This window comes from Corallococcus sp. bb12-1 (assembly GCF_026626765.1).
Classification (GTDB): domain Bacteria; phylum Myxococcota; class Myxococcia; order Myxococcales; family Myxococcaceae; genus Corallococcus; species Corallococcus terminator.
In genome coordinates this window covers 40,090-60,217 of the sequence record NZ_JAPNJZ010000021.1, presented here as the reverse complement: position 1 = coordinate 60,217, position 20,128 = coordinate 40,090, and the positions used below count along the sequence as shown (strand labels likewise).

The 20,128-nt window shown below is 69.7% G+C and carries 17 protein-coding genes; 10 read left to right on the top strand and 7 right to left on the bottom strand.

The annotated features are described in order from the left end of the window. Positions 1 to 4: 4 nt before the first annotated feature. Both OV208_RS26245 and OV208_RS26240 read right to left on the bottom strand, forming a co-directional pair. A complete protein-coding gene (locus tag OV208_RS26245) occupies positions 5 to 1,594 on the bottom strand; it encodes a hypothetical protein (protein ID WP_267576822.1) in 1,590 nt (529 codons plus the stop codon). Between the two features lie 211 nt (positions 1,595 to 1,805). Next, positions 1,806 to 3,293 (bottom strand): hypothetical protein, encoded by a 1,488-nt coding sequence (locus OV208_RS26240; RefSeq protein ID WP_267576821.1) that lies wholly within the window; start codon positions 3,291 to 3,293, stop codon positions 1,806 to 1,808. Between the two features lie 275 nt (positions 3,294 to 3,568). On the opposite strand from OV208_RS26240, the gene OV208_RS26235 reads away from it, so the two are divergent. Then, positions 3,569 to 5,077, top strand: a complete 1,509-nt coding sequence (locus tag OV208_RS26235; RefSeq protein ID WP_267576638.1) for an HD domain-containing phosphohydrolase — start codon at positions 3,569 to 3,571, stop codon at positions 5,075 to 5,077. 51 nt (positions 5,078 to 5,128) lie between these two features. Next, positions 5,129 to 6,094, top strand: coding sequence for an alpha/beta hydrolase (locus OV208_RS26230; protein ID WP_267576637.1), 966 nt, complete (start codon positions 5,129 to 5,131; stop codon positions 6,092 to 6,094). A 37-nt stretch (positions 6,095 to 6,131) separates the two neighbouring features. Here the strand turns inward: OV208_RS26230 and OV208_RS26225 are convergent, their stop codons facing one another. Next, positions 6,132 to 6,758, bottom strand: coding sequence for a TetR/AcrR family transcriptional regulator (locus OV208_RS26225; RefSeq protein WP_267576636.1), 627 nt, complete (start codon positions 6,756 to 6,758; stop codon positions 6,132 to 6,134). 107 nt (positions 6,759 to 6,865) lie between these two features. Between OV208_RS26225 and OV208_RS26220 the strand changes: the two genes are divergently transcribed. Next, a complete protein-coding gene (locus tag OV208_RS26220) occupies positions 6,866 to 7,315 on the top strand; it encodes a tautomerase family protein (RefSeq protein WP_267576635.1) in 450 nt (149 codons plus the stop codon). A gap of 193 nt (positions 7,316 to 7,508) precedes the next feature. On the opposite strand, the gene OV208_RS26215 is transcribed toward OV208_RS26220, so the two are convergent. The 4 genes from OV208_RS26215 to OV208_RS26200 all read right to left on the bottom strand — a co-directional run bounded on the left by OV208_RS26215 (position 7,509) and on the right by OV208_RS26200 (position 13,012). Continuing rightward, the gene (locus OV208_RS26215; protein ID WP_267571816.1) at positions 7,509 to 8,990 is read right to left on the bottom strand and encodes a transposase; all 1,482 of its coding nucleotides are present in this window, start codon (positions 8,988 to 8,990) and stop codon (positions 7,509 to 7,511) included. 432 nt (positions 8,991 to 9,422) lie between these two features. Further along, positions 9,423 to 12,011 (bottom strand): LamG domain-containing protein, encoded by a 2,589-nt coding sequence (locus OV208_RS26210; RefSeq protein WP_267576634.1) that lies wholly within the window; start codon positions 12,009 to 12,011, stop codon positions 9,423 to 9,425. A gap of 54 nt (positions 12,012 to 12,065) precedes the next feature. Then, positions 12,066 to 12,731 carry an alpha/beta hydrolase gene (locus OV208_RS26205; RefSeq protein ID WP_267576633.1) on the bottom strand — a complete coding sequence of 222 codons (666 nt, stop codon included), beginning with the start codon at positions 12,729 to 12,731 and terminating at the stop codon, positions 12,066 to 12,068. 89 nt (positions 12,732 to 12,820) lie between these two features. Then, complete coding sequence (locus tag OV208_RS26200) at positions 12,821 to 13,012, bottom strand: tautomerase family protein (protein WP_267576632.1); 192 nt, start codon at positions 13,010 to 13,012, stop codon at positions 12,821 to 12,823. Between the two features lie 101 nt (positions 13,013 to 13,113). Between OV208_RS26200 and OV208_RS26195 the strand changes: the two genes are divergently transcribed. The 7 genes from OV208_RS26195 to OV208_RS26165 all read left to right on the top strand — a co-directional run bounded on the left by OV208_RS26195 (position 13,114) and on the right by OV208_RS26165 (position 20,127). After that, positions 13,114 to 14,007, top strand: a complete 894-nt coding sequence (locus OV208_RS26195; protein ID WP_267576631.1) for a LysR family transcriptional regulator — start codon at positions 13,114 to 13,116, stop codon at positions 14,005 to 14,007. Positions 14,008 to 14,165: 158 nt separating this feature from the next. Next, positions 14,166 to 14,723: an ester cyclase gene (locus tag OV208_RS26190; RefSeq protein WP_267576630.1), complete on the top strand. Its 558-nt coding sequence runs from the start codon at positions 14,166 to 14,168 to the stop codon at positions 14,721 to 14,723. A 137-nt stretch (positions 14,724 to 14,860) separates the two neighbouring features. Next, positions 14,861 to 16,186: a family 16 glycosylhydrolase gene (locus OV208_RS26185; protein WP_267576629.1), complete on the top strand. Its 1,326-nt coding sequence runs from the start codon at positions 14,861 to 14,863 to the stop codon at positions 16,184 to 16,186. Positions 16,187 to 16,267: 81 nt separating this feature from the next. Further along, the gene (locus OV208_RS26180) at positions 16,268 to 17,014 is read left to right on the top strand and encodes a Type 1 glutamine amidotransferase-like domain-containing protein (protein ID WP_267576628.1); all 747 of its coding nucleotides are present in this window, start codon (positions 16,268 to 16,270) and stop codon (positions 17,012 to 17,014) included. 76 nt (positions 17,015 to 17,090) lie between these two features. Beyond that, positions 17,091 to 17,951 carry a glycoside hydrolase family 16 protein gene (locus OV208_RS26175; protein ID WP_267576627.1) on the top strand — a complete coding sequence of 287 codons (861 nt, stop codon included), beginning with the start codon at positions 17,091 to 17,093 and terminating at the stop codon, positions 17,949 to 17,951. A gap of 102 nt (positions 17,952 to 18,053) precedes the next feature. After that, entirely contained in the window at positions 18,054 to 19,481 is a 1,428-nt protein-coding gene (locus OV208_RS26170) for a hypothetical protein (protein WP_267576626.1), read from the top strand. Continuing rightward, positions 19,471 to 20,127 carry a hypothetical protein gene (locus OV208_RS26165; RefSeq protein ID WP_267576625.1) on the top strand — a complete coding sequence of 219 codons (657 nt, stop codon included), beginning with the start codon at positions 19,471 to 19,473 and terminating at the stop codon, positions 20,125 to 20,127. The genes OV208_RS26170 and OV208_RS26165 overlap by 11 nt, the downstream gene beginning before the upstream one ends. Position 20,128: the final 1 nt, after the last annotated feature.

Here is a 20,128-nt window from a genome sequence, read left to right as displayed (position 1 = left end):
CTTCTCACCCCTCACACATGTCCCAGAGGGCCCGCGCGAATTCATGCCGGGCCGCCATCAGCTTCTTCTTGCGGGCCTGCACCTGCGGATCATGCTCGCCCAGGAAGACGAACTGGTCCCGCAACTGCCTCTCGAAAGCGCCCCGTTGGGCGTCCAGCTTCTCGCATTTCCCGTCGGCACCCAACGACACCAGCGTGTGCAGGTACACGCAGCTCCGCTGGCGATCCGGCCCGGTCAACAGCGCGCAGAACTCCCGCTCCTTCTGACGGGCAAGCTCCACCACCTCCGGGCCCTCCACCCGGATCCTGCCCTTCTTCGCGGGGAGGGCATTCCAGACAACGAGGGCTCCCACCACGAGGACCGTCACGCCCATCAACGCCAGAATCCGATTGTCCAGACGGAAGCTGCGCGCCTTGGAGACTCCGGGCACCGGCCGCGGGGCAGAGGGCACCGGCTCCGGAACAGCGGGCTCGGGCACCGGCGCCGGAGCTGTCGCCGCGACCGGGGCAGCCTGGGGCGGGGCCCGCCTCTCCTTCTGGGTGGGCTGGGGAGGCCGGCCCAGCAGTCGATACAGCCCCGGGGCGTGCTGACGCAGCAGGGGGAGCGCCTCCGACACCTCCTCGAATCGGCTCCCGGTCAGCATCTGGAGCGCGGTCCGGGCATCCACCACCCGCCCATCCAACAAGGCCTTCGCGAGAATCCTTCGCAGCGTGGTGCTGAAGGAATCCGGCAGCGCGCCCAGCTCCAGCACCAGCGGCCAGAGCTCCGCGTTCTCCTCGGACGCGAAGGCCGTCAGCAGACCCTCGCCCTTCACCCAGGCCACATAGCGGCTCGCCACGTCCCGGCCGAGGGCCGGCTGGACATGCAGGTGCAACAACACCACGAGTTGCACGAACCAACCGGGCGGAGGCGGTGGCTCGTCGGGGTTGGCGCCCATCTGTCCGAACGCGACCTGCGCGAACTTCCCGGCGCGCTCCACTTCGTCCATCTGGAGCAACTGGTTGGTCAGCATCCAGAGGAAGCGGTGGGGCGCCTCACGCCCCAGCAGCGCGATCTCCGAGTCCTCCAGCGCGCGAGGAAAGCGTTGCGCGAGCTCCGCGAGGAACTCGAAATGTCCCTGCCGGTACGCATCCCGGTACGCGGACAGGGCCTCCTGGGTCCGGTCCGCGGCGAGCAGCGCCCCTACCAGCCAGTGTCGGGGCTCGGCCGAGTCCTGCACGGCCTCCACCGCGCGGCGTGCCACCTCCACCGCCGCCTCCAGGGGGCCCTCCGGAGGCAGCGCGCGAAACTCGGCGCGAAAGCGCTCCAACACATCCTGGGGAAGCGCGGGGGTAGCGCCCGGTCCGGTCGCCTCGGTGGTGGGGTCCTCCTGCTCCTGGGTGGAGGCTTGCCGGGGCTCCGCCTGGGTCCGCGGTCCTTCGCGTCCTTCGCGGGCGGCCAGCACCGTTTCGTACGCCTGTCGCAGGCGGGCGAAGCCTTCAGGGTCCGTCTCGGGTTTGCACGTCTTCAGCCGTCGCAGATACACGCGGCGGACGGTGTCGCCTCCAGGGTCGGCGTCCACGCCCAGTTCCTGGAGTGCCTCCTCGAAATCCATGCGGAAGGGAACGATAGCGCGGGAAGGACTTCACTTCACGTCAGGCCCTGCCTTCACATGGACCGCCTCCCGGGCCCCCTTCCTCCGCATGCGGTGCAAGGAATCAGCGTGGAATGGACAGACACACCAGATTCCACCCGGGCACCGAGCGGGTACGTCGTCCCCAGGCCGATGCCCACGAGGGCTCCTGCCCTGACCGGCACCCGTCGGATCATCCCTGACATACGTTCAAGAGGGCGCGCCGGAACTCCTCACGGGTGGCCTTCAGTCGCTGCTGCTGGACTTCCTGCATGGGACCGGCGTCCGCCCCCAGGGCGGTGACCTGCGCTTCCAGTTGCCGCTCCACCTCGACCTGCTCGCGGCGGACCCGCGAACATCTGCCCCCAGCGCCCCACACCACCAGCTGTTGCAGCGACCCGCAGAGCCGCTGCTTGTCCTGCCGATCCAGTTGGGAGCAGAGCACCGTCGCCATCCGCCGGGCCTCCACCACGACCGGACGCTCCGTGCCCCGAGGCTCCCGGGTCGCAGGGAGCAAGCAGGCCTTGAAAAGGAAGAACAGGAGGATGAACGCGCCCGACATGACGCCGCGTCCCTGGGGCGACCGCGCGGCGTTCTGGAGGACCGTCAGCACCGACGTGGAGGGCACCGGCTCCGGCACGCTCAGGAGGGGCGACACCAGGAGTTGCTCCAGGTCCGGGGCGTGCGCGCGCACCTGACCGGCCGCCTCCGACGCTTCCTGGGGAGAGCGCTCCCGAAGCGCCTGGAAGGCTTCGCGTGCGGGGTCCAGGTCCCCGTCGAGCAACGCCTGCGCCATGCCCGCACGCACGGCAGGGTCGAACGCATCCGGCAGCACATGCAGTTGCGCGAGCAGCGGCCAGATCCGAGCGGTCTCGTCGGACTTGAAGGCATCCTGCAATCCCTCTCCCCGGACCCAGGCCGCGTAGCGACGTCCGACTTCGCGCGCGGATTCTGGCTGGGATTGGATGTACAGCAGGAGCTGGACCTGCAGGAACCAGCCCGGCGGAGGCGGAGGCTCCTGGGGATTCGTGCCCATGCGCTCGAAGGCGGCCAGCGCGCACTTCGCGGCGCGGACCCCGTCTCCCTGCTGGAGCAGTTGCTCCGTCAGGCCCCAGAAAAAGCCGTGGGGAGCCCCCGACTCCGCCAGCAGGACCAGCTCCGCGTCCTCCAGCGCGCGGGGAAAGCGCTGCGCGAGCTCCACGAGGAAGCCGGTGAAGCCCTGCCGGTATGCGTCGCGATACACGACCAGGGCATCCGGGATGCGGTCCGCGGCGAGCAGCGCTTCGACCAGCCATTGCCGGGCCTCGGCCATGTCCGGCAGCGCCTCCACCGCACGCCGGGCCACCTCCACCGGTGCCTCCGGGGGAGCGTCCGGCGGCAACGCGCGGAACTCGGCGCGGAAGCGGTCGAATACATCCTGACGCAGCGTGGAGACCGGACCCGTGGCTTCGGGAGCGGCGGCCTCTGGCGCGGGTGCGAGCGATTCCGCCTCGGTTCGCGGTCCTTCGCGTCCCTCGCGAGCGGCCAGCACCGTTTCGTACGCCTGTCGCAGGCGGGCGAAGCCTTCGGGGTCCGTCTCCGGCTTGCGCGTCTTCAGCCGTCGCAGGTACGCGCGGCGGACGGTGTCGCCTCCAGGGTCGGCGTCCACGCCCAGTTCCTGGAGTGCCTCCTCGAAATCCATGCGGAAGGGAACGATAGCGCGGGAAGGACTTCACTTCACATCAGGCATCAAGTCATCAAGTCGGGAGGTCGCGCGGTGATGGCCCGCGCTGAACGGCGACGAGAGCCGAAGGCGAGCTTCAGCCATGCGACCCGACGCGCGGGGACCGGCCTCCGGCTCTCGGAGCGACTTCAAGGAGTCCGCCGGGCAGGTGGGCATCCCCCAATCGGCCGATGCGCTCCGGGCCTGGACCCGCTGTGTTCCGGGCACATGCTCCGTGCCAAGCTCTTCCCGTGATGAACCTGCGCCAGGATCCGGTGGCTTCGCTTTCCGCGTTGTCCTCCGTGCTCGACCTCGCCAATGGGCTGGAGGGGGAGAAGAGTCTGCTGACCGGGCTGTTCGCGCTGGAGCTGGCGTTGGACGGCGGCCTGTCCCGGACCGACGCCCGGGCCGCCTTCTACGTGGGCCTGCTGCGCCACCTGGGCTGCACCGCCTACGCCGCCGAGGAGTCGCGGCTGGGCAACGACGTGCACCTGCGCCGCAACCTGCTGCGCGGGGACGCGGGCCGCACCGGGCACGTCGTACGCTCGGTCCTGGACGCCAATCCCAGCCTGCCCCGCCGCGCCGCCGGGCTGGCCCGGCTGCTGACATCCTCGCGGCGACTGCGCTCGGAATGGTTCGCGGAGGCGTGCGGCGCGGCGCGGCTGCTCGCCTCCGGCCTGGGGCTGGATGCGCGGGTGCTCCAGGGGATCGATGAGGCGTACGAGCGCTGGGACGGCGCGGGCGGCCCGCGATTGCTGGGCGGCTCGGACCTGCACGAAGTCGGGCGCGTCGCGCAGGCGGCGCATGTGGCCGTCGTCTTCTTCGTCGGCTCGGGCGCGGCCGTGGCGCAGGAAGCCCTGGCGCTGCAAGCCGGGACGACGCTGGACCCGGCGTGGGCGAAGCGGGCCCTGGCCGCGACCGCCTCGCTCCAGACCTTGTCGGATGCGCGCATCGAGGCGGCGGAAGCGTGCCTGCTCGAAGCGCCGCCCACCATCGACGCCACCGCGCTGGCGACGACCTTCGGGGACTTCGCGGACCTGCAGAGCCCCTTCACCCGCGGACACTCACGACGCGTAGCGGAAGCATGCGCATCCGCCGCGCCCCGCCTGGGCCTGGACGCGGCGGAGCAGGCCACACTCCAGCTCGCGGCGTACCTGCATGACCTGGGACACGTGACCCTGCCCACCGGCCTGTGGCTGCAACCCGACTGGTCCCCCTCGGACCGGGAGACATCCCGGGCCCATGCCCACGCCACCGAGCAGCTCCTCACCGCCACACCCATGCTGCGGGACGCGGCGCGGCTCGCGGGCGCGCATCACGAGCGACTGGATGGCGGAGGCTATCCCCGGGGCCTCGCGCCCACTGGCCTGTCCCGCGCCGCGCGACTGCTCGCGGTGACCGACGTCTGGGTCGCGCTCCAGGAGGAGCGGCCCCACCGCCCCGCGCGGACCGTGGGCCTGGCGAAGCAGGTCCTGGAGACCGAAGTGAAGGAGGGCCGGCTGGATGCGGACTGCGTCGCGGTGGTGGCCGAGACGAAGGACGTCCGGCGAGCCCCCGGGCGCGGCCCCACGTCCGCGCTGACGCCCCGGGAGGTGGACGTGCTGCGCCTGCTGGCGGGCGGAGCGACGAACAAGGAGATCGCCGGGAAGCTCGGGGTGTCGGACCGCACGGTGCAGCACCACACCATCCACATCTACGAAAAGCTGGGCGTGAGCACCCGCGCGGGCGCCTCCCTGGTGGCAGCGCGCGCGGGCATCGTGTGATCCGCCATCTGGCCGATGTGGGCCTCGGCACCGCATGGTGCATTGGGCCCCATGAACAAGCCCTTCTCCGTCGTTCCCTTCTTCACCGCCCTGGCCGCGCTCGTCCTGTTGCAGGGCTGCGCCGCCGCCACCGCGTGCCGGACCCGGCCCTCCGCGTCCCCCGGCTTCGAACGGACCGCCTCCGACGGCCTGTGTCTGAGCAGCGTCCGGTGGGAGCCCGCCCAGCCGCCCGTGCGCGGCGTGGTGGTCCTCATCCACGGCCTGCGGGACTACTCCGACCGCTACGGCCGGCTCGCGGAAGCGCTCCAGGCCCAGGGCTTCGCCGTCGTCGCACAGGACCACCGGGGCCACGGACATTCCGGTGGGGACCGCCAGCGCATGGAGTCGATGCAGCAACTGGTTGATGACGTGGACGGCGTCGTTCAAGACGCTCGTGCGCGACACCCGGGCGTGCCGGTGATGGTGTTCGGCCACAGCATGGGCGGGCTCATCGCCACGCACTACACGCTCCAGCACGCCTCCGACGTGTCCGGGCTCATCCTGAGCGGCGCGGGCATCGTGCTGCCGCCGGGGGTGTCTGGCTTCGACACGCGCCTGGCGAAGATCTTCGGCACGATCCTCCCCGGGCTGCCCGCGCAAGACCTGGACAGTCAGATGTTCCTGCACGACGGTCCGGAGAAGGCGCAGTTCCTCGCCGATCCGCTCATCACCCACGAGAAGCTGCCCGCGCGCTCCGCCAAGGCGCTCATCGCCGGCATCGAAGCGCTCGAAGGGAAGTTCCAGGACCTGAAGCTCCCGCTGCTGGTGGTGCACGGCGGCGAGGACGTCATCACCGCCATCGATGGCAGCCGTGCCCTGGTGGCGCAGGCCACGAGCCCCGACAAGCGACTCATCATCTACGAGGGCCAGCGCCATGACCTCGCGCACGAGCCCGACGCGGCGAAGGTCGTCGGAGACATCGTGGGCTGGGTGGAGGCTCACGTCCCGCCGAACGCCGCCGCGAACGCCGCCCCCTGATGACAGGCTCCGCCGCGAGGCGGAGGCCCCCCTCGGCTCAGGACCCGACGAAGGCCACCAGCGCATCGCGCACGGCGTCGAACGGGGCGATGTCCTTTCGAGCCCGGCAGAGAATCAACACGCCCTCCACCGATGCCAGGATGAGTGACGCGGCGCTGGCCGCCTTCTCGCGGGCCAGCCCCGCCGCGAGCAGCCGCGCTTCCAGCTCACGCTCCCAGGAGATGAAGACCGCCGCGGCCCGCGCCCCCAGCTCCGGATGCGCGAGCCGCTCGTTCGCCACCGCCGCGATGGCACACCCGGCCATGCAGTCCGTCTTCACCAGCACCCGCCGCCACGCCTCGAAGAAGCGCAGCACCACCTCACCCGGCGTCGCGCCCTCACCGTGGCGCAGCACCGCGAGCACGCGGTCACCCACCAGCGCCACCGCCTCCGCCGTGAGCCCGTCCTTCCCGTCCGGGAAGTGATGGTAGATGGAGCCACGCGGCGCCCCACTCCGCTCAATCACCTCCGAGAAGGACGCACCCGCGAGCCCCTTCTCACTGAGCAGCGCGGCCGCGGCCTTCACCATCCGCTCACGCGGCGTCCCTTCCGGCGTGGCTGGAGGGGCCTGCTTCACGGCACGACGAACGCCCTTCCCGGACACCCCCTTCACGCGCTCGGCCATCGGCTCCTTTCGATTATGACGGCAATCATAATTGACTATGACGACCATCTTAATTAGCACTGTCCCGCGACTATGACGACCGTCATAGGCCCCTGAGGACATCCGCCATGCCCATGATCGACATCGCAGCCCCCGAAGGCACCTTTCCCGAGTCCGCCGAAGCGGCCCTCCTGGAGCGAGCGACCGCCTGCGTCCTCCAGTGGGAGAAGGTCACGGGCATCCCCTACGCGACCGCGAACACCGGCGCGTTCCTGAACGTCCTGCCACGGGGGCGCCTCACGGCCGGGAGCCAGGCGGTCCCCGCGGTCCGCATCCAGGTGCTCACGCCCGCCAAGAGCCTCACCCAGGAACAGCGCGCAGGCATCGCCGCGAGCCTCACGGACATCGTCGCGGAACTCGCGAACGCGCCGGGCCAGCGCGAACGGACCTGGGTGCTCTTCCACGAAGCCGTCGACGGCGGCTGGGGCATCGCGGGCAAGGCGCTCACCAATGTCGAACTCGTGGACGCCGTGCGCGCGAGCGCCATCGCCCTGCGCGCGGGACAAGCCGGACGCTAAGCAGGTCGCCAGGGATTCGTTACCCGATCCCGCGACCCGAAGTGCTCCGCAAGGATGCGCGCATTGCGGAGCGCAGCCGTGGCCGCGACCGCCGCGCTGGAGCGGACGCCAGGGCGCGTCCATTGACAGAGGCGTCCGCCGGGCACACTTCACGCCGAACCTGTCCGACTGGAGGGTTGCGCGGAATAGGGGTTCAGCCTGGCTGCGATGCAGGGGGAGGAGCAGGGGCTTCGAAGAGGACGAAGACACAAAAAAGCCGGCTGCGGGTGAGCAGCCGGCTGACGTTATGGGCCAGCAGTTTGAGGAAGACTTCCGCGTCGATGGCGGGCGGGTGCCGGGACGAGAGGCGACGAAAGCCCATGTCCTGCTGCAGCGAGGCGAAGACGGGCTCCACGGTGGCCATCCGTTGCAGGTACCGGGCCTTGGCGTCTGGCTGCCTCATGCGCGCCAGCATGGCCTCCAGCGCGCCTTCGTACTCCCAGCGCACGCTGAAGGTGCGGCGCCTGGCGTGGGTGCACCGAGGACGCAAGGAGCACGTCGGACAGCCCTCGCCGAAGTAGACCTCGCACCGGTCGAAGTGATTGAGCACCGGCCCGCGCATGGTGCGCCCTGCCGGACACACCACGGCCCGCCGCGCGTGCTGGAGGATAAACGCCTCGCGCTGGAGCATGCCGGGCTTGTTGGCCAGAGGGCCGGTGGCCGGGCCCGGGTTGAGCAGCACGTCCACGCAAGGGCGCTGGTGGGCGGCGAAGCGCAGGTCCTCTTCACTCCAGTAACCGGAGTCTCCGGCCACTTGCAGCCGCGTGGGCAGGGGCACCCCGGCCGTGTGCAGCACGCGGCGCGTGCGCTGCATCGCCTCTTCCAGATGGCCCTTGTCATTGCCCGAGGCCGTTAGCAGGACACCTACCACCAGTCGCTGCGTGACGCCGCTGGCCACCACCGTGAGGCGGTGCCCCGGGTGCACGCCATTGCCAGGAAACTGCATGAGGGCCGCGCGGGGGTTGCTGAGGACCACGCTGGCCGCGGCCCGTTGCTCGCACAGGCGTACCGCCTCCTGGTGCTTGCGCACCTGCCGCGAGTGCTGCTCGCGCTGGCAAGCGTCCAGGGAGTCGAGCTCCACCGCGCCCAGGTGCTTCAAGCGCCGCAGGGACTGCGAGTGCACGCGCACCTGGCTGCGACTGGCATGGGCGCGCAAACGCACGCTGTCGATTCCCAACTCCTGCGTCCGCACCAGGCCCTCCTCCACGGCCCAGCGCACCGTCTCTTCCAGTGCCGCCAGGAAGAGGCCGGCATTCTCCGCGCGAAAGCGGTTGAGGACCGCAACGCTGATGCAATGGCCTCCGCTGAGCCACCGCAAGGCGCAATCCGTTTGCAACGCACGCGCGACCCGCGTCCCCTGGTGCAGCCCGATGAGGCTGGCGTAAAGCCAGAGCCCCAGCAGCTGACGCGGCGCGAACCCATTCTGGCCCAGGGCCGAGTAACGGGCCTCCACGGCCCTCATCTCGAAGCGCTCCACCACGCGCTGCACCCTTCTGGCCAGATGCTCCCGGGGCACCAGCCGCTGCGCGAGGGCCAGCGCTTCTCTGTCGGGCGCTTTGAAGCGAGGGGCCGGGTCCTTCGGGATGCGCCGCCTCGGCTGCTTCGCTGGCGGGCGGGGGCCGTTTTCTTCCTCCATCACCCCCTCTCTACCCTCCCCCCAGACTCCCTTATTCCGCGCAACCCTCCTGTCGGACAAGTTGGGACGCTTCGTCCGCGGAGCCTGAGCCTCCCCCATCAGCATTCACGGACAAGCCAGAGGGCGGTGCGCAAGGGGGGCCAACCGATTCACGACACCCAGGGCCGCTGCCCACCCACCACCGGACCGCGCTGGGCTGTACGCCGCTGAAGCCTCCAGGACCTACGCCCCAAGCCCCTGTGCTCTGTGAGCGACCACAGCCCGCCGTTTCTTCTCTCGTCCATGATGCTCAGCACCCCTCCCCCGAGGAGGAGCGCCTGCATTGACCTCGGAGGCATCCACTCGAACGGCCCCTCCACCCGTCAGGATGGATGACCCGATCCCCGCTGAGCACCGCTGAAGCGACCTCGCGCTTCAGCGGCGCTCCACCGCTCACGGCGTGTACTTCCAGGTGGCCGTCACCGCCGGCTGGAAGCAGTGCACGTGGGCCTTCGTGGCGCTGGGAATCTCCTGCACCACGCCTGCCCCATACCCCTGGGCACGGCACCACTGGCTCACCTCCAAGCGCGAGCCCGGCTGCGTGTAGTCGCCCAGGTTGGACACCGGCCCCAGCACGGACTTCTCCACGTCCACCCGCAGGCCGGAGTTGAAGCAGCCCACCCACGGCCGCGACGTCACTTCGAACACCTGCCCCGTGGTCCAGCCCTGGGCGTTGCAGAAGCGGTGCGCCGCGGCGGTGCAGTGCGTGCCCGTCACCACCCGTTCATCCGTGCAGCCCGAGTGGATCCGCGCCAGCTCCTCGAACGTCACCGCCACGCTCTGGTGCTGGATGGGCGCGCACGCCACCGTCAGGTCCGTGGCCGTGGACGACACCGGCGCGCCCGCGAGCGAGATGGGCGGACGGTTGCTTACCAACTGCATGATGGTGTCCCACGTGTTGGAGGTGGTCGCCATCGCATCCCCCGCGCCCCGCTGCGCGCAGCCCCGGTGCATCGCGGACGCACACGCCTGCGTGTTCAGCGCCGCGCCCCCGGTGCAGGCCGGTGCCTGCGCACTCATTACGAACTGGCCCGCGGAAGGCGTGTGCTGGATGGCCTCCTCGCGGCAGTTCGCGCCGTGCGCCGTCATGCAGATGCTCCGGTTGGAGCGCGCGTGCGTGAAGATGCGCACCTCGTCGATGGCGCCCCGGAACGACCCTTCGCCGTTCACCGGGCAGCGCTGCGCATCCAGGTTCGCGCCCGCGCCAATGTAGAGCGTCCCCGTGCCCAGCCGGGCCGTCCCCGGCGCGACGGGCAGCGTGCGGTTCGTGGGCACGCCATTGAGGTACTCGTTGAAGACGCCGGTGACGCCGTCCCAGGTGTACGCCAGGTGGCTCCACTGGCCCACGGGCAGGACGGGACCGAAGCCCAGACGCACCCGCTCGCCGTTGACGACCAGGGAGAAGTTCACCCGGTTGCTGGCCTCGTAGATGATGTCCAGCCCGCCCGACTTCTGCATCAGGTAGCGGTACGGATTTCCGGTGGTGCAACCCGTCTGGATGTCCGCGTCCGGCCGCACCGCGAACTCCACCGACAGGCCCTTCACGTACGCGCCCACGCCCTGCACCGTGCTGGAGACATCCGTCAGGTTCACCGCGAGCGCGCTGCCGCCGGGCACCATCAGCGCCTTGCCCTTGCCGTGCGGCTGCCACAGCGAGTCCGTGGGCGCCGAGCGCGTCACCGCGTTGTCCGGGGAGATGGAGGCACTGCCCACCAGCGTGCCCGTGTAGAAGTGACCGGACAGGTCCGGCGTGCGCGTCAGGTCGTACGCGCCCGCGCGGGTGACCAGCTCGTTCATCGGCAGGAAGAGCAGGTGGAACGGATCCATCAGCTCGCCCAGGTCCACCTCGTTGTAGTCACCCGTGTTGCTGCCGAAGAGCGCCAGCACGTCGTGCGTCTTCGTCACCGGCAGGTAGTGCGCCTCGTTGCTCTGCCCCACGGGGAAGCTCTGCGACGGCAGGCGCTCCTGCTCGAAGTTCCACATGGGCCCGGAATAGAAGAGGTGCGCCAGGTCCATGCGGTCCGTGTTGATGGCCCCATCGATGTGGTACGCGGTCCAGTTCGTGTCCGCGCCCACCAGGCTCACCGCTTCACGCCGCGCACCGTCGGTGTAGGTGACGGCGATGTAGACGAGGTTGCGCCCCTCGTGGTCCACCCAGGCGTACGCGCCCCGGACGAGCGCCCCGGACGTCGTGTCACCGAAGTCCTCGCCCGTGGCCGCCTTCAGTCTCTTCCACGCGAGCGGGTAGCGCTTCACGCCCGCGTTCGGGTCGTTGAACATCATCGACAGCGGACGCGGGTTGCTCCAGCCCGTGTTCGCGCACGGCGTCGGGTTGTACGCGTACATCATGTGGTCGATGCCGCCGTTGTTCGCCGGCCCGCCCTGGTAGATGAGCAGCCGGCCGTCGGACGTCATCGTCGGCTCGATGCCCCGGAGGGTCGCGCCGGTGACGGTGGTGAGCCTCTCCAGCGCCCCCGTGGTGAAGGACGCAACCTCCGCCTGCGTCGTGAACGGCTGCGACACCCGCACGTCCACCGGGCGACGGCGGAAGATGTTGTCCCCGTTGTACATCTGCGAATCGAAGAGGAAGGGCTGGTACACCGCGACGCCTCCCGACAGCGTGTACGGCTGCGCCGGGTTGGGGAAGCAGAACGCCAGCGCGTTCTCCCCGTTGTGCACGTCCACCGTCTTCCCCGCGGAGAAGGCCGTGGAGAACGACGGCAGGCCCGACGCGTCGTACGTCACCGCCTCCGGACGGAACACCCGCGCGCGCCACGTGGTCGTCGTCGTCGCGGAGTCCTCACGAACGTTCCCGATGAAGACGCGCCCATCCACCGTCGACGAATGCCCGTTCGAACCGAACGGCGTCCGGATGCGCGTGTTCACCAACGACGGGCGCCCCTCCGCGAGCACCGCCGAGGGCACCCCCACGAGCGCCACACCCAGCAACGCACCCAGGCTCCAGGTAAGTTTGTTTTGCATGGAAAAGAGGATAATCAAACCTCCCCCGCCTACCCAACCCCACCCGGCCCTCCGTCAGGGATGGGGAAGGACGTCGCGCAGGAACCAGCGGACCTCTTCCAGCACCTCACCGTCGACGCCATGCGCGAGCGTGGGCAACACGCGCAACCGGACGCGAGCGCCGCGCGCTTCGAGCCCCCGCGCTGCCTCCTCGGAGAGCCGGGCGGGAATGACGACATCGCGCGCGCCGTGCACGAGCAGCACGGGGACGGAGGTGGTGTCCGCGACCGCGGGCCCGTCCTCCGCGAGCCGCCCGGACAGGGACACGACCGCCATGGGTGCCGGCTGACGGTGGAGCGCCAGCCACTGGGCCACGATGGCCCCCTGCGAGAAGCCGACCACGACCCACCGCTCCGGTCCCAGTTCCCGCTCCGCGAGCGCACCGTCGATCCACGCGGACACCTCCGTGCCAGCCTGCCGCACACGCTCGGGCCGGCCCTGCTCGGTGATGCCCTGGAGGCTGAACCACTGCCGGCCCGCGGTGGCCCCGTCGAACGGATGCAGTCCGTCCAGGACCACGACCTCCGCGTGCGGCACGTCGGAGGACAGCGCCCGCGCGATGGGGAGGAACGACTCCGCGCTCGCGCCCACGCCGTGCAGCAGCACCACCAGATATTCGGCGCGACCCGAGACCGGAGGCAGGGTGAGCACGCGCGCGGGCGTGGGGGGCTTCGAGGCCATGGGCGTTTTCTCCGTCGGGGAAGAAGGGGTGCGGCTACAGCCCGCCCCCAGGAGCGCGAACAGCAGACACGCCACCAGGTCCGGGCGCATCAGCTTCGGGGCGCGGCCTTGGGCTCTCCGCCCACGCCCCAGTTCTCCGCCGGCAGTTCGCGCAGCAGGACGCGGATGCTCTCGCGGCGCACGCCGAGCACCCGTTCGGCCGCGTCGGTCAACTCGCGGATGAGCGCTGCCTTGCGTTCAGGCGTGCGTCCGTCGATGAGGGTGACGTCGATGATGGGCATGACCGGACTCCCAGACCAGGAGGGTTCGTAAGTGCTGTATGGGTGTTCCAGGAGCGCTACCAGGGGCTTCTTGGGCAACAGCCTATTCCACGGGTGGAACAATGAACCTGAACCTCCTCAACCTCTTCGTGGCCGTCGCGGAGACGAACAGCTTCACGGAGGCGGCCCGGCGCGTGGGCCTGCCCAAGTCCTCCGTGAGCCGGGGCGTGGCGCGGCTGGAGGCTTCGCTGGGCACGCAGCTCCTCCACCGCACCACCCGTCACGTGTCGCTGAGCACCGCGGGCCTCGCGCTGTATGAACGGACGGCGTCGCTGCTCGACTCGCTGAGCAAGGCGGTGGGAACGCTGCCGGAGCGGACGGAGGAACCGTCCGGAGTGCTGCGGCTCACCGCGCCGCACGACTTCGGCGCCACCTTCCTGCCGGAGGTCCTCGCACGGTTCATCGTGCGGTATCCCCAGGTGCGCATCGACTGCCGGTTGACGAACCGACAGGTGGACATGGTCGCGGAGGGATTCGACGTCGCGTTGCGAGCCTCGGGCGGGAAGCTGGCGGACTCGTCGCTGCGGATGCGGCGGCTCGGGACCATCGACCTGCAGCTCTTCGCCTCGCCGTCGTACCTGGCGCGCCGGGGCGCGCCCCGCACCCCCGAGGACCTGGCGCAGCATGACCTCATCGTCTACCGGGGGCTCAAGCACCTGGGGGAGCTGGGCCTGACGGAGAAGAACGCGCACGTGCTCGCCGACGACATGGTCTTCCTGCGCGAGGCGGCGAAGGCGGGCGCTGGCATCGCCCCCCTGCCCTCCTTCCTCGCCCTGGCGGACCTGACGACGGGGCAGCTCGTCCGCGTGCTGCCGCGCTACTCCCAGTCGAGCACCACCCTGACGCTGCTCCATCCCCGCGCCCAGCACGTGCCCAGGAAGGTGTCCGCCTTCCGCGACTTCCTCATCGACTACCTCCAGGCCCGGCCGCTCTCCGCAGGCCCCGGAGCAAGCTGAACCAGACGCTCACGCCACCGTCCCGGTTCGTTCCCTTTCAGCAACGGTGAAGTGCCTGGAGGCCTGCTAGTTGCAACCTGGCAACAGCGACATCTTGCGTTCCTGTCAGCACGGCAGCGCGGAGCCGAATCCACGCTGCCCTCCGGAAGGAACCCACCATGAAGACCCAGACCCCGTCGCGGAAGTCCCCTCGCACCGCCGTCGCGCTGCTGGCCCTGACCCTGCTGGGCCCCGCCGCGTGCACGAGCGCGGAGGAGGAACTCGAGCGGTATCAGCAGGCCGAAGCACAGGTGAACACGCACCTGACCACGTTCGACACGCTGGACTTCGACGTGTTCACCCACCAGAAGTGGGACCAGCTCCAGCACAGCCACGCGCAGGACATCATCGTCCACTGGCCGGACGGCCATCAGACGCAGGGCATCGACGTCCACATCGCGGACCTCCAGGCGATGTTCGTCTACGCACCGGACACGCGCATCCAGGTGCACCCCATCCGGCTCGGCTCCGGAGAGTGGACGAGCGTCGTCGGCATCATGGAGGGCACCTTCACCCAGCCCATGCCCCTGCCGGACGGAACCTCCATCGCGCCGACCGGCAAGTCCATCAAGCTGGTGATGAACACCGTCTCCCGTTGGAAGGACGGCGTCATGGCCGAGGAGTACCTGTTCTGGGACAACCAATCCTACATGCAGCAGCTCGGACTCGCGCCGTAGCGCACCCGCTGAACAGTCCCCACGACCCCTTCCTCCAGGAATCGAACAAACTCTTGAGGTTTCCTCGTTTTTCATGCAAGTCCGCTTGAACTACTCCCGGACCGTTCTCCCGGTCCGGGCCTACCTTCGAGGGTGATTTGGCTTCGAGACCGAGCAGGACGCAGGGGCTGTGGGCGCTGGGAGTGATGCTGGGGCTGACGGCGTGTGGTGGGGCCCCGGCCCCGACGGCGCCCGACGAGGTGACGCCCGCGGCGCTGGTCGCGCAGGAGCAGTCGGCCACCGCGGCGCCGCTGGGCCGGACCATCTGGCTCCGAGCGTGCGCCACGCAGAAGTACGTGTCGGCGGACCGGAACATCCACGCCAACGCGCCGCTGGTCGCCAACCGCGACACCTTCCAGGGCTGGGAGCAGTTCGTGGTGGGGGACGCGGGCAATGACTTCATCTCGCTGCGCGTGAGCGAGACGGGCCTCTACGTGTCGGCGGATCCGAACGCGAGCGGCCAGGTGACGGGCTTCCGCACGGCGGTGGGAGACTGGGAGCGCTTCACCTGGGTGCCCTTCCCGGACGGCTCCGTGGCGCTGAAGGCGAAGAGCAACAACCTGTTCGTGTCCGCGGATGCGAACCAGGGCGGCACCGCGCCGCTGTACGCCAACCGCACGACGGCGGGCTGCTGGGAGGCGTTCTCCTTCGGCATCGTGGGCGGCGGCAGCGAGGACCGCTGGGTGCAGATCTGGAACGACGAGTTCGACGGCACCAGCTACAACACGGCCAACTGGGCGCCCAACACGGGCGTGCACGTGAACAGCGAGCAGCAGCAGTACACGAACTCGCCCGACAACATCTCCGTGAGCAACGGCACGCTGAAGCTCACCGCGCGCCTCCAGTCCAACAATGGCTATCCCTTCACCTCCGGCCGACTGGAGAGCGCGGGCAAGCGCGAGTTCAGCCACGGCCGCATCGAGGCGCGCATCAAGATGCCGGTGGGCCCGGGCCTGTGGCCGGCGTTCTGGCTCCTGGGTAACAACATCAACACGGTGGGTTGGCCCGCCTGCGGTGAGCTCGACATCATGGAGAACGTCGGCTACGGCGACTGGGTCTCCGGCGCGCTGCACGGCCCGGGCTACTCCGGCAACACGCCCATCAACGGCCGCTTCTACACGAACTCGTCCGTGAGCGACTGGCACACGTACCGCACCGACTACTCCAGCGCGGACATCAAGTGGTACATCGACGGCGCGCTGGTGAAGACCACGCTGCGCGGCGAGGTCGAGCGCTACGGCGCATGGGCGTACGACAAGCCCATGTTCATCATCCTCAACCTCGCGGTGGGCGGCGGCTATCCCTTCGGCGTCAACGGCGCCTCGACGCCCTACTACGGCGTGCCGCAGTCCACCCTGAACCTCATCCGCAACCAGCCCCAGACGATGGAAGTCGACTGGGTGCGCGCCTACCAGTGGCGGTAGTCCCCGCTTCACGCATTCGGTGAGCAGGACGGGGAGCCGCGGCAGTGGCTCCCCGTCCCCGCCCCTCCTATCCTTCCGCGCATGCCGCTTCCGCCCCTGCTCCTGCTGGCCGACAGCGCTCCGTTGTTCTGGCGTGTGGAGGGCCGCCCCTTCCTGGACTACGTGCGAGTGCTCACCGGCGCGGAACTTCGCGTACCGCCCGTGCGCGCCGCCTACCTGGGCGCCTCCAACGGCGACGTGCCAGCCTTCTACGAAATCTTCACCGCGGCCATGGAGGGCATCGGTCTCACCCACTGCCGGGCCATTCCCGCCGCGCCCTCTTCGGAGTACCTGGAGTGGCTCAAGGGCGCCGACGTCATCCTGCTCGCGGGCGGCGACCCGCGCGTGGGCTGGGAGGCGTTCCAGGCGCACGGGGTGGACGCACTGCTACGCGAGCGTCATCAGGCCGGCGCGGTGCTGATAGGCGTGTCCGCGGGCGCGATGCACCTGGGCCTGGGCGCGTGGTGCGACGACCTGCCCCAGGAGGGCGAACCCTTCCCCACGTTGGGACTGGCGCCGTACCTCATCAGCGTGCACGAACCTCCGGAATGGCCGGGCCTCAAGCTCGCGGTGCGGCAGGCGGGATTGCCCACGCGGGGGATTGGCATTCCGCAGGGCGGCGGCGTGCTCCTGCACTCGGATGGCAGCGTGGAGCCCGTGCGCCAGCCCGCGGTGGACGTGTCGCTGGACGTGGAGGGCCGGCTGCACGAATCGCTGCTGCTGCCTCCCACCGCACCCTATCGGGGAGAGGCTCCCGATGCGCCGGTGGACCGGCGGACGCTCCAGTAGTTGCCCTCTTCTTCACGCGGTCCGCAGCTGGATTCACTCCCCTTCCGGAACACACCTGACGAGGAACAACACAGCCATGGCATTCAGACCGAGCAGGACCGTGGGCGCATGGGCACTGGTGGCGGGGCTGACGGCCTGCGCGGGGGCCCCCGTCGCCCCCCAGCGCGAGGAAGCACTCCGCACGGCGGACGGCTGGGCCCAGGTGTGGGCCGACGAGTTCAACGGCACGGCCGTGGATGCATCCAACTGGATCATCAACACCCACGTGCACGTGAACGACGAGCAGCAGCAGTACACGACGTCCCCCGACAACGTGTCGGTGAGCGGCGGCACGCTGAAGCTCACCGCGCGCATGGAGTCCAACAACGGCTATCCGTTCACCTCCGGCCGGGTGGAGAGCGCGGGCAAGCAGCAGTTCGTCCATGGCCGCGTCGAGGCGCGCATCAAGCTGCCGGTGAGCCCCGGGTTGTGGCCGGCGTTCTGGATGCTGGGCAGCGACATCGCGAAAACGGGGTGGCCGGCCTGCGGTGAGCTGGACATCATGGAGAACGTCGGCTTTGGCGACTGGGTGTCCGTCGCGCTGCATGGCCCGGGCTACTCCGGCAACACGCCCATCAACGGCCGCTTCAACCCGAGCACGCCGGTGAGCGACTGGCACGAGTACCGCGTCGACTCCTCGCCCACGGACATCCAGTGGTACGTCGACGGGGTGCTGATGAAGACCACGACGCGCGCGGAGGTGGAGCAGCACGGCGCGTGGGCGTTCGACAAGCCCCTGTTCATCATCCTCAACTTCGCGGTGGGCGGCACCTACCCCTCCGGCGTCAACGGCGCGAAGGAGCCCTACTTCGGCGTGCCGCAGGCCACCGCGGACCTGCTGCGCCAGGGGCCCCAGACGATGGAAGTGGACTGGGTGCGCGTCTCCCAGCGCCAGTAGGGGGGCCTACAGCGCCCCACTCGCACGAATCTCCGAAACTGTTTCTGAATGACGGGGTTGGAGTGTCCGTAGAGGACCTGCCCCCCGTTTTTCGGAGCCCGCGTGCCCCCATTTCCTGAAACCCCGAGCCGCTGGCTGCTGCTCGGATTGCTGTTGGGGGTCGCGACCCCGGCCGTGGCCAAACCCAACGGCCCCGGACTCTTCTGCGCCGAGTACCCCACCGCGCCCGCCTGCCAGGGCACCCAGCCCGCCTGCACCTACTGCCACGTGACCCCGCCCCAGCGGAACGCGTACGGCAGCGCGCTGGAGACCTGGCTGCTCCCGGGCAGTCCTCGCCCCCTCTCCGACGCGGACTTCGCGCAGGCGCTGCCCGCCGCGCTCCGGGCCATCGCCAGCGAGGACACCGACGGCGACAAGGCCCCCAACCAGTTTGAAATCGAGCAGGGCTCACTGCCCGGCGACGCCACCAGCGTCCCGCCCAGCGGCATCTGCGGCGGCGGGGAGAACCCCCAGTTCAAGGTCTGCCAGTACGACACGCGCTTCGTGTACCGCCGGATGCTGAGCGACTTCTGCGGCGTGTCCCCCACCTACGCGCAGGTCCAGACGTTCCTGGAGCTGGGCACGGAGGACCTGAAGCGCGCCTTCATCGACCAGGAGCTGGACCGCTGCCTCAAGTCCGACTTCTGGCGCGGCAAGCACGGGCAGCTCTGGAAGGTGGCCCACCCGAAAATCAGGCCCGTGGGCTCCATCAAGTCCGGCGAGGACGCGGGCCAGATTCCCCTGGCCGACTACTACGACGACTACGCCCTCTTCACCTGGTCCCAGACGGACGACCACGACGCCCGCGAGGTCCTCACCGCGCGGTACTTCGTGAAGCGTTCGGGCACGAACCCCACCACCTACGCGTCCGTCAACACGCTCTCCTCCCAGACGGTGGACGCCGCGCACCGCGCCGGCAACATGACGAGCGCGTGGACGCTCACCTCGTTCGTGATGTTCACCGCGCTGCCGCGCAACGCCGCCTCGCAGATGTACCGCGCGTACCTGGGCCTGGACATCGCGAAGCAGGAGGGCCTGCACAGCGTCGCCAACGAGCCGCGCGACTACGACGCCAAGGGCGTGAAGGCCGAACAGTGCGCCGCGTGCCACGCGACGCTCGACCCGCTGGCGTACCCGTACCGCAACTACAACGGCATCGGCGGAGCGCTGTCCAACCGCTACCTGCCCAACCGCCTGGAGCTGCTGTTCCCCAACGACGTGGAGACCCTGAAGCAGACGCCGGAGAAGGGCGTCATCCTGGGGCAGCCCGTCAACAACCTGCTGGAGTGGGCCCAGGTCGCGAGCAACAGCGACGCCTTCGCCATCTCCACCGTCACCGACTACTGGAAGCTGCTGGTGGGCCACGCCCCCACGCCGGAGGAGAACGAAGAGTTCGTCCGGACATGGCAGGCCCTGCGCACCGCCCACGACTACCGCGTGCAGAAGATGCTGCACGACCTGATCCGCACGGAGGCCTACGGTGCGCCCTGAACGCCTGCTGCTCACCTGCCTGCTCCTGACGGGTTGTTCTGACAAGATTCCCCTCGCCGTCGACCTGGGCCCTGACGCCAACCCTGGAGTGACGCCCTCCTACGACGGCGGCGTCGCGAAATCCCAGAAGGGCAACCTGCGCTTCAAGGGACCCGAGCGGCTGTCGCTCGACCTGGCCGCCGCGCTGGAGCTGCCCGTGTCGTCCGTGTGCAACGAGCTGGGCCAGTACCCGTGCCTGAACGTGCACGGAGTGTCGCTGGGCGGCGTGGATCCGTACGCGCACAGCGTCTACGAAACGGCCCCGGTGACGGGCGCCTCCGCGCCGCTGGCGGTGGAGCGCACGGTTCTCTCCGCCTGCAACGCGCGCATCGCCCAGGACATCAACGCGCCGGCCACGGCGGTGGTGTTCAAGGACGTGGCGCTGACGAACGGGAAGCTCAACGACCCCGCGAGCCCCGCCGTCGCGACAGCCCTGTCGTCCCTGGTGCGCCGCGCGTGGCTGCGCGACCCGACCCAGGAGGAGCGCGACACGTTGGTGCAGCTGGCGCGCGACGTGGAGGCCACCGGCACGCCCAACCCGGGCGTCGCGTGGATGCAGGCCGCGTGTCTTGCCGTCTTCTCTTCCGCTGAAGCCGTCTTCTACTGAG

Excerpts from the sequence above, each read along its gene's own strand:
- OV208_RS26245 (WP_267576822.1), bottom strand. The coding sequence starts at position 1,594 with ATGGATTTCGAGGAGGCACTCCAGGAACTGGGCGTGGACGCCGACCCT.
- OV208_RS26240 (WP_267576821.1), bottom strand. The coding sequence starts at position 3,293 with ATGGATTTCGAGGAGGCACTCCAGGAACTGGGCGTGGACGCCGACCCT.
- OV208_RS26235 (WP_267576638.1), top strand. The coding sequence starts at position 3,569 with ATGAACCTGCGCCAGGATCCGGTGGCTTCGCTTTCCGCGTTGTCCTCC.
- OV208_RS26230 (WP_267576637.1), top strand. The coding sequence starts at position 5,129 with ATGAACAAGCCCTTCTCCGTCGTTCCCTTCTTCACCGCCCTGGCCGCG.
- OV208_RS26225 (WP_267576636.1), bottom strand. The coding sequence starts at position 6,758 with ATGGCCGAGCGCGTGAAGGGGGTGTCCGGGAAGGGCGTTCGTCGTGCC.
- OV208_RS26220 (WP_267576635.1), top strand. The coding sequence starts at position 6,866 with ATGCCCATGATCGACATCGCAGCCCCCGAAGGCACCTTTCCCGAGTCC.
- OV208_RS26215 (WP_267571816.1), bottom strand. The coding sequence starts at position 8,990 with ATGGAGGAAGAAAACGGCCCCCGCCCGCCAGCGAAGCAGCCGAGGCGG.
- OV208_RS26210 (WP_267576634.1), bottom strand. The coding sequence starts at position 12,011 with ATGCAAAACAAACTTACCTGGAGCCTGGGTGCGTTGCTGGGTGTGGCG.
- OV208_RS26205 (WP_267576633.1), bottom strand. The coding sequence starts at position 12,731 with ATGGCCTCGAAGCCCCCCACGCCCGCGCGCGTGCTCACCCTGCCTCCG.
- OV208_RS26200 (WP_267576632.1), bottom strand. The coding sequence starts at position 13,012 with ATGCCCATCATCGACGTCACCCTCATCGACGGACGCACGCCTGAACGC.
- OV208_RS26195 (WP_267576631.1), top strand. The coding sequence starts at position 13,114 with ATGAACCTGAACCTCCTCAACCTCTTCGTGGCCGTCGCGGAGACGAAC.
- OV208_RS26190 (WP_267576630.1), top strand. The coding sequence starts at position 14,166 with ATGAAGACCCAGACCCCGTCGCGGAAGTCCCCTCGCACCGCCGTCGCG.
- OV208_RS26180 (WP_267576628.1), top strand. The coding sequence starts at position 16,268 with ATGCCGCTTCCGCCCCTGCTCCTGCTGGCCGACAGCGCTCCGTTGTTC.
- OV208_RS26175 (WP_267576627.1), top strand. The coding sequence starts at position 17,091 with ATGGCATTCAGACCGAGCAGGACCGTGGGCGCATGGGCACTGGTGGCG.